The 395-nt window shown below is 63.5% G+C and carries 1 protein-coding gene; it reads left to right on the top strand.

Going from position 1 to position 395, the window contains the following annotated elements:
* Positions 1 to 89: 89 nt before the first annotated feature.
* The coding region (locus tag AB4Z51_RS45085) for a helix-turn-helix domain-containing protein (RefSeq protein ID WP_441499792.1) at positions 90 to 395 on the top strand (306 nt) is incomplete at its 3' end.

The following is a 395-nucleotide window of genomic DNA, read 5'->3' as shown; positions in this document are numbered from 1 at the left end:
GTTTAGCCCGGACAGATCACTGACGGGTGTTCGGAGACATAGCTGACACATCAACATTGGCTGGATTGGTCCGATTCGGGAGGCCGTCCATGCCTTGGAGCGAGGTGTCAGTGATGGATCAGCGCCACGAGTTTGTGCGGCTGGCTTTGCAGGAGGGCGCCAACCGGCGCGAACTGTGCCGTCGGTTCAACATCAGTCYTGACGTCGGCTACAAGTGGCTGGCGCGCTGGCAGGCCGGCGATCGGGAGCTGGCCGACTGTTCCCGGCGCCCGCATGCGATGCCCAAGCGGAGTGAGGCTGCGGTCGAGGCAGAAGTCCTGGCTGTACGCGACAAGCATCCGGCTTGGGGAGCACGGAAGATTGCCCATTGCCTGAAGCGGGGCGGGCAGACGGTT

The organism is Bradyrhizobium sp. 2TAF36, assembly GCF_052114925.1.
Classification (GTDB): domain Bacteria; phylum Pseudomonadota; class Alphaproteobacteria; order Rhizobiales; family Xanthobacteraceae; genus Bradyrhizobium; species Bradyrhizobium barranii.
The sequence above is the reverse complement of the archived record's forward strand: the minus strand, read 5'-3'. Positions and strand labels throughout refer to the sequence as shown.